Here is a 6,031-nt window from a genome sequence, read left to right on the forward strand (position 1 = left end):
ACAAAAAAGCCCACAAGGCCAAGGCGACAGGTTAAAGATCAAGCTTACGTGCACTCCAGGCAGGCCAAAGCCGGGCAGGCCTGGCGGAAAAAGCGCCCGCCAGGCCTGCCCGGCTTCGACCAGCCTAAAGCACCCGAACCCCATGTAAAATCGGGCCTCTGCGGGTCCGCTGCGGTTCCGTCGTGGTCCCGCAGAAGTGCCGTGATCTATGACTTTCGTCAGGGGTCACCCACACCCGTGGCCTGACGCGCGACGACAGCCGGCATTCCTAGCTTTACCGGCATGAAAGCTCTCCTCGCCACCGTCGCGGCCGCCACCTTGACACTCCTCACGCCTTCCACCCCCGCCCCTACCTCCATCGACGACTACCTGGCCGAAGTCATGCACAACACCGACCTGCCAGGCGTCTCCGTTGTCGTCACCCAAGGCGACCGCGTCCTGCACGCCGCCGGCTACGGCCACGACTCCGACAACGCACCCGTCACCGCCGACACCCCGATGCGGATTGCGTCGGTGAGCAAGTCGTTCACCGCGATGGCCGTCATGACACTGGTGGAGGACGGTCGGATCGCGCTGGACGAACCGGTGGCCGACCAGCTTCCCGGCTTCACCATGGCCGATCCCCGGTTCACCGGCGTCACGGTCCGGCACCTGCTGAACCAGACCTCCGGCTTCTCCGACACCACGATCGACATTCCGGCACTGGAGTCCGCCACCTCCCTGGCCGACTACGCCACCAAGCTGTCCTCCGGTTCGCCGGCCGCCGACCCGGGCACGCACTACGAGTACTGCAACGTGAACTACGACCTCGCCGCGCGCCTGGTCGAAGTGGCGAGTGGTCAGCCCTTTGGCGACTATGTGCGTCAACGGGTGTTCGGCCCGCTGGGCATGTCGCGCAGCACCGTGTCGGCAACCGAGATCCGCCCGGCCGACGGCTACAACTCCGTGTTCGGCGCCTGGCTGAGCCGACCCGAGCTGCCGGGGTTCCTCGACTCCAGCGGCGGTGGCGGTGTCATCACCACGGCCGCAGACATGGGCAAGTGGCTGATCAGCCAGACAGGCAACGGTCCGCAACTGGTTTCACCCGAAGGTCTCCGCACCATGCACACATCGTCCACTGTGGACGACTACGCCATGGGCTGGATCCCCGACGAAGGACCGGACGGCGTCCGCCGGCTGCTGCACCCCGGCAACCTGTTCACCTACTCGGCGGTGCAGGCGATCATTCCCAGCACCGGCCACGGGTTCGCCGTGCTCGCCAACAGCGCGTCGTTGCAGGACGAGACCTACGACATCCTCAACGGCCTGATCGCGTTGACCCAGGGCCGCACCCCCGAACCGACCGGCGGCAACCGGCAGTTGATCGAACTCGTCCTGGGCGCCATCACCCTCCTCGCCGCTGCCCTCGGTGTGCTCGGTGTGCGGCGGTCGGCCCGCTGGGCACGACGCCGCGCGGGCTCCGCACCGTGGCGTGTGGCACTCCGCTTCCTGCCCCTCCTCGTGCCGGTGGCCGTCCTCGCCGCCTACCCGGACCTGACCTCGATCCTGGTCAACGGCCGCACCGTCACGTGGGCGCAGATGACCTACTTCCCCCTGCCGCTGACCATCACCGTCGTCGCCATCGCCCTGGCCGCCGCCGCCACGGCAACCGCCCGCCTCCTCGCCCTGCACCGCCTCCGCACGACGGTCCACTGAGGATGGTCCCCGGTACTGTCCTCACCATGCGCAACAGCACGGTCCTCGCGGTTCTCGCGCTCGTGGGCTTGGCCAACGGGATCGCCACGGACGTGCTGCCGGTGTGGCGGCAGTTGCTGTACCCGACCCTGGCCGTGCTCGTCTACCTGCACGGACGGCACCTGCCGGTGCGCCGCGGTGAACTCGTCATGGTCGCGGTGGCCGCGGTCGGGGTCGTCATCGCCGCCGTACGGGTGTGGGAAGGCGTCGGAGCACTGGCGAGCCTCGGCCTGTCCGTGGTGCTGCCGTGGCTGGCCGGTCGGTTCCGGCGGCAGCAGGCGGAGCTGATCGCGGTGGGACGGGAGCGGATCGTGCAGCTGGAACGGGCACAGGAACTGGTCGCCGAACAGGCCCGGCTGCGCGAGCGGGCCCGGATCGCGGCCGACATGCACGACTCGCTCGGCCACGAACTGGCGTTGATCGCGCTGCGCGCCGGCGCGATGGAACTGACCGCCGACACCGAGCCCACCCGCCGGGCCGCCGCCGGCCTGCGCGAATCGGCCGTGACCGCCTCGGAACGCCTGCGGCACACCGTCGGCGTGCTGCGCGAGGGCATCACCACGTCCTTCGAGCCACCGGACGAGACCGTGCAGGCTCTGGTGGCACGGGCAGCGGAAGCCGGCCTACCGGTGGCCCTGACCGGCGAATTCGCCCCGCTCCCGCCCCTCCTCGACCGCGCCGTGCACCGGGTCGTGCAGGAAGCGCTGACCAACGTCGCCCGGCACGCGCCCGGCGCACCCGTCACCGTGCACCTCGCCCTGACCGCCGCCGACGTGCGGGTCACCGTGACCAACCCGGTCGACCGGCTACCACCGCCCGGTGCCGGCAGCGGCTTGGCGGGCCTGGCCGAGCGGGTCCGCCTGCTCGGTGGCACGCTGCGCTCGGGCGTGGACGACGGCCGGTTCACCGTGACGGCCCGACTGCCGCGGGAGGGTGGGGCATGATCCGGGTGCTGCTCGCCGACGACGAGGCGATGGTCCGGGCCGGGGTGAAGGCGATCCTCGACACCGATCCCGGCATCGAGGTGATCGCCGAGGCCGCCGACGGGCAGGAAGCGGTCGAACTGGCCCGCGTGCACCAGCCGGACGTCGCCCTGCTCGACATCCGCATGCCCCGCCTGGACGGCCTCGCCGCCGCCGCCGAACTCCGGCGGTCCGTGCCGGACGTCGCGATCGTCATGCTCACCACGTTCGACGAGGACGAGTACGTGGCCCGCGCGCTGGGCGAAGGCGCCGACGGGTTCCTGCTCAAGGCCGCCGACCCGAGGGAACTGCTGATCGGCGTGCGCGCCGCCGCCGACGGCGCGGCCTACCTGTCACCCAAGATCGCCCGCCGCGTGGTGGCCGACCTGCGCGGCGGGCGCCTCACCCGCCACGACCACGCGCGCCAACGGGTCGCCGCCCTGACCGGACGTGAGCGCGACGTCCTGGCGCTGGTGGGGGAGGGCCTGTCCAACCAGGACATCGCCCGCCGCCTGGCCGTCGCCGAGGGCACGGTGAAAGCGCACGTCAGCGCGATCCTGCAACGCCTGGAAGTGACCAACCGCGTCCAAGCCGCGATCGTCGCCTACGACGCGGGGCTGACCACCTCCGGCTAGGAGTCCTCCGAGCCAGGGCCGTCCACCGCCAGGTAACCGTGCAGCGCCGCCGCCCCCTCCAACATCGCCCTGGCCCGCCGCCCCAACTCGACCTCCCGCGCCGTGATGGCCGCCCGCAACGCGTCCGCACCACCCGAACTGCGGAACTCGTCCATGATGGGCTTGATCGCGGGCAGCGGATACCGGCTCTCCCGCAGCATCGCCACCAGCCGCGCGTCACGGACGTCGGCGGGCCCGAACCGCCGGTACCCGTCGCCGTCACGCCCCGGCGCCAGCAACCCGGCCGCCTCCCACACCCGCAACGCCGAAGGCCGCACACCGAGCCGCGCGGCCAACTCACCGACCCTCAACCCAGCCCGCGGCACGCTGGTCGACGGCCGCCCTACCTCCACCGCCCTTGCCTCCCGCGCTCGCACCGCCTCCCGGGCTCCCACTGCCTCCGCCCTCGCCGCCTGCGACACCGCCGCCTCCGCGCCGGCCTCCCGTGCCACCGCCTCCAACGCCTCCGCCGTCGCCCGCAACCCTAGCCGCTGCCCGTGCGCCGCCGCGTGCTCCGCGTCCACCCGCGCCAACGCCGCTTCCGACGAACCCGCGTGCACCAGACGCATGATGGCCTTGGCCGCCTCCCACCCGTACCCGCGCCCCAACGCCCGGTACGTCGTCAACGCCCGCCGGTGCCGCTCGTCGAACACCCGGTACCCCGCCGGGGAACGTTCGGCCGGCGGCAGCACCCCGGCGTCGAGGTAGTTGCGCACCTGCTGGGCCGAGATGCCCGCGGCACGGGCCAGGTCCACCGGGCGAAGCCCCACCGCACCCACCTCCACGTTCAACGAGAATTTGAAGGTTATCCGATCCCTTCCACCCACCACTCTCGAAAACCTTAAACAACGAACTTCAACGATACGGTTGAAGCCATGGAAACCGGCGACAACCAGCGGAAACCGCGCGTCGTGCACACGCGGGACCTGCGCATGCGGTACGGCCCCACCGACGTCCTGAAAGGCGTCGACCTGACCGTCGGACAAGGCGAAGTGGTGGCGCTGCTCGGCCCCAACGGCGCGGGCAAGACCACGACCATCGAGATCCTGGAGGGCTTCCGCAAGCGGTCCGACGGCGACGTCGAGGTGCTCGGCGTCGACCCGGACCACGGCGACGAGGCGTGGCGGGCCCGGCTGGGCGTGGTGCTGCAGTCGTGGCGCGACCACGGCCGGTGGCGGGTGCGCGAGCTGCTGTCCGACCTCACGCTCTTGTACCAGCCGTACCGCGAGCGGGTGTTCGACCCCGACGAGCTGATCGGGCTCGTCGGCCTGACCGACCACGCCGACCGGCGGATCGGCACGCTGTCCGGCGGGCAACGGCGGCGACTGTACGTCGCGGTCGGCCTGATCGGGCAGCCCGACCTGCTGTTCCTGGACGAGCCGACGGTCGGCTTCGACCCCGAGGCGCGGCGCGAGTTCCACGACCTGCTGCGCCGCCTGTCCGGCACCACCATCCTGCTCACCACGCACGACCTGGCGGAGGCGGAGAAGCTGGCCGACCGCATCGTGATCCTGGTGTCCGGCCGCGTCGTCGCCGACGGCACGGCGGCGCAACTGGCCGCCCGGATCGCCGGCAAGGCCGAGGTGCGGTACCGCCTGCACGGCGAGGAGCACGTGCTCTCGGTCGCCGACTCCACCACCTACGTGCGTGAGCTGTTCGCCGAGCACGGCAAGGCGGTGGACGACCTCGAAGTGCGGCGCGCGAGCCTGGAGGACGTGTACCTGGCGCTGGTGCGCGAGTCCGAACGCGAGTCCGAGGCGGTGGCCGCGTGAACGGGCGTGCCGTTGCCGCGCGCGCCGGGATGCGTCGCGGCCGCATCGAGTTCCGCCACACCATGACCAACGCGGGCGAGCTGATGGGCTGGCTGTGGCTGCCGGTCGTGGCGCTGACCGCGATGTACGCGTTCGGCGACGGTTCGGTGCCCGGTGTGGACTTCCCGCTGGGCGCCCACGCCGTGCCGGGCATCCTCGCGATGAACGCCGTGTTCGCCGGCCTGATGGGGCTGGCGATGGCGCTGACCATGGACCGCGAGGACGGCACGCTGCTCCGGGCCAAGGCCACGCCGAACGGCGTGCTCGCGTACGTCATCGGCAAGGTGCTGGGCAAGGCCGCGCTGACGGTCGCCGTCGTCTTGCTCGTCCTCGTGCCCGCGATGCTCCTGTTCGACGGCCTGCAACCCGGCCGCGCGTCCACCTGGGTGACCCTGGTGTGGGTGCTGGTCCTCGGCCTGCTCGCCGTCCTGCCCCTCGGCGCGATCGTGGGTGCGCTGTTCGGCAACACCCAGAGCCTCGGCTTCGTCACCCTGCTGATCATGGGCCTGGTGGCGGTGTCGGGCGTGTTCTACCCGATCACCGCCCTGCCGGGCTGGGTGCAGTGGATCGGTCAGGCGTTCCCGCTGTACTGGCTGGGGCTCGGCCTCCGGTCCGCCCTGCTGCCGGACGCCTTGGCCGCCGCCGAGATCGGCGGCTCCTGGCGGCACCCGGAGACCGTGATCGCACTCGGCGCGTGGGCCGTCGTCGGCCTCACCCTGGCGACCGCCGTCCTGCGCCGCATGGCCCGCCGCGAATCGGGCTCCTCCGTCGCCGCCCGCCGCGAACAGGTGGCCCAACGACTCGACTAGGGCGTGTCTCCAAATCTTCGGCCTGGTAGTAGGTCATGATT

The 6,031-nt window shown here is 71.4% G+C and carries 6 protein-coding genes; 5 read left to right on the forward strand and 1 reads right to left on the reverse strand.

What is annotated here, in order from left to right; all coding sequences use genetic code 11:
- Positions 1-282: 282 nt before the first annotated feature.
- The 3 genes from A6A25_RS38470 to A6A25_RS38480 are packed head-to-tail and all read left to right on the forward strand — an operon-like array spanning position 283 to position 3,331.
- Entirely contained in the window at positions 283-1,695 is a 1,413-nt protein-coding gene (locus A6A25_RS38470; RefSeq protein ID WP_073898965.1) for a serine hydrolase domain-containing protein, read from the forward strand.
- Positions 1,696-1,721: 26 nt separating this feature from the next.
- Complete coding sequence (locus tag A6A25_RS38475; RefSeq protein ID WP_073898967.1) at positions 1,722-2,678, forward strand: sensor histidine kinase; 957 nt, start codon at positions 1,722-1,724, stop codon at positions 2,676-2,678.
- Positions 2,675-3,331, forward strand: a complete 657-nt coding sequence (locus A6A25_RS38480) for a response regulator (protein ID WP_073898969.1) — start codon at positions 2,675-2,677, stop codon at positions 3,329-3,331. The genes A6A25_RS38475 and A6A25_RS38480 overlap by 4 nt, the downstream gene beginning before the upstream one ends.
- On the opposite strand, the gene A6A25_RS46560 is transcribed toward A6A25_RS38480, so the two are convergent.
- Entirely contained in the window at positions 3,328-4,140 is an 813-nt protein-coding gene (locus A6A25_RS46560) for a MerR family transcriptional regulator (RefSeq protein WP_274534385.1), read from the reverse strand. The two genes, A6A25_RS38480 and A6A25_RS46560, sit on opposite strands and share 4 nt — an antisense overlap.
- A 105-nt stretch (positions 4,141-4,245) precedes the next feature.
- Between A6A25_RS46560 and A6A25_RS38490 the strand changes: the two genes are divergently transcribed.
- The gene (locus A6A25_RS38490; protein ID WP_073898971.1) at positions 4,246-5,142 is read left to right on the forward strand and encodes an ABC transporter ATP-binding protein; all 897 of its coding nucleotides are present in this window, start codon (positions 4,246-4,248) and stop codon (positions 5,140-5,142) included.
- Positions 5,139-5,990, forward strand: a complete 852-nt coding sequence (locus A6A25_RS38495; RefSeq protein WP_073898973.1) for an ABC transporter permease — start codon at positions 5,139-5,141, stop codon at positions 5,988-5,990. The genes A6A25_RS38490 and A6A25_RS38495 overlap by 4 nt, the downstream gene beginning before the upstream one ends.
- Positions 5,991-6,031 lie beyond the last annotated feature (41 nt).

The organism is Saccharothrix sp. CB00851 (assembly GCF_001905065.1).
In the GTDB taxonomy this organism is placed as follows: domain Bacteria; phylum Actinomycetota; class Actinomycetes; order Mycobacteriales; family Pseudonocardiaceae; genus Actinosynnema.

Excerpts from the sequence above, each read along its gene's own strand:
- A6A25_RS38470 (WP_073898965.1), top strand. The coding sequence starts at position 283 with ATGAAAGCTCTCCTCGCCACCGTCGCGGCCGCCACCTTGACACTCCTC.
- A6A25_RS38475 (WP_073898967.1), top strand. The coding sequence starts at position 1,722 with ATGCGCAACAGCACGGTCCTCGCGGTTCTCGCGCTCGTGGGCTTGGCC.
- A6A25_RS38480 (WP_073898969.1), top strand. The coding sequence starts at position 2,675 with ATGATCCGGGTGCTGCTCGCCGACGACGAGGCGATGGTCCGGGCCGGG.
- A6A25_RS38490 (WP_073898971.1), top strand. The coding sequence starts at position 4,246 with ATGGAAACCGGCGACAACCAGCGGAAACCGCGCGTCGTGCACACGCGG.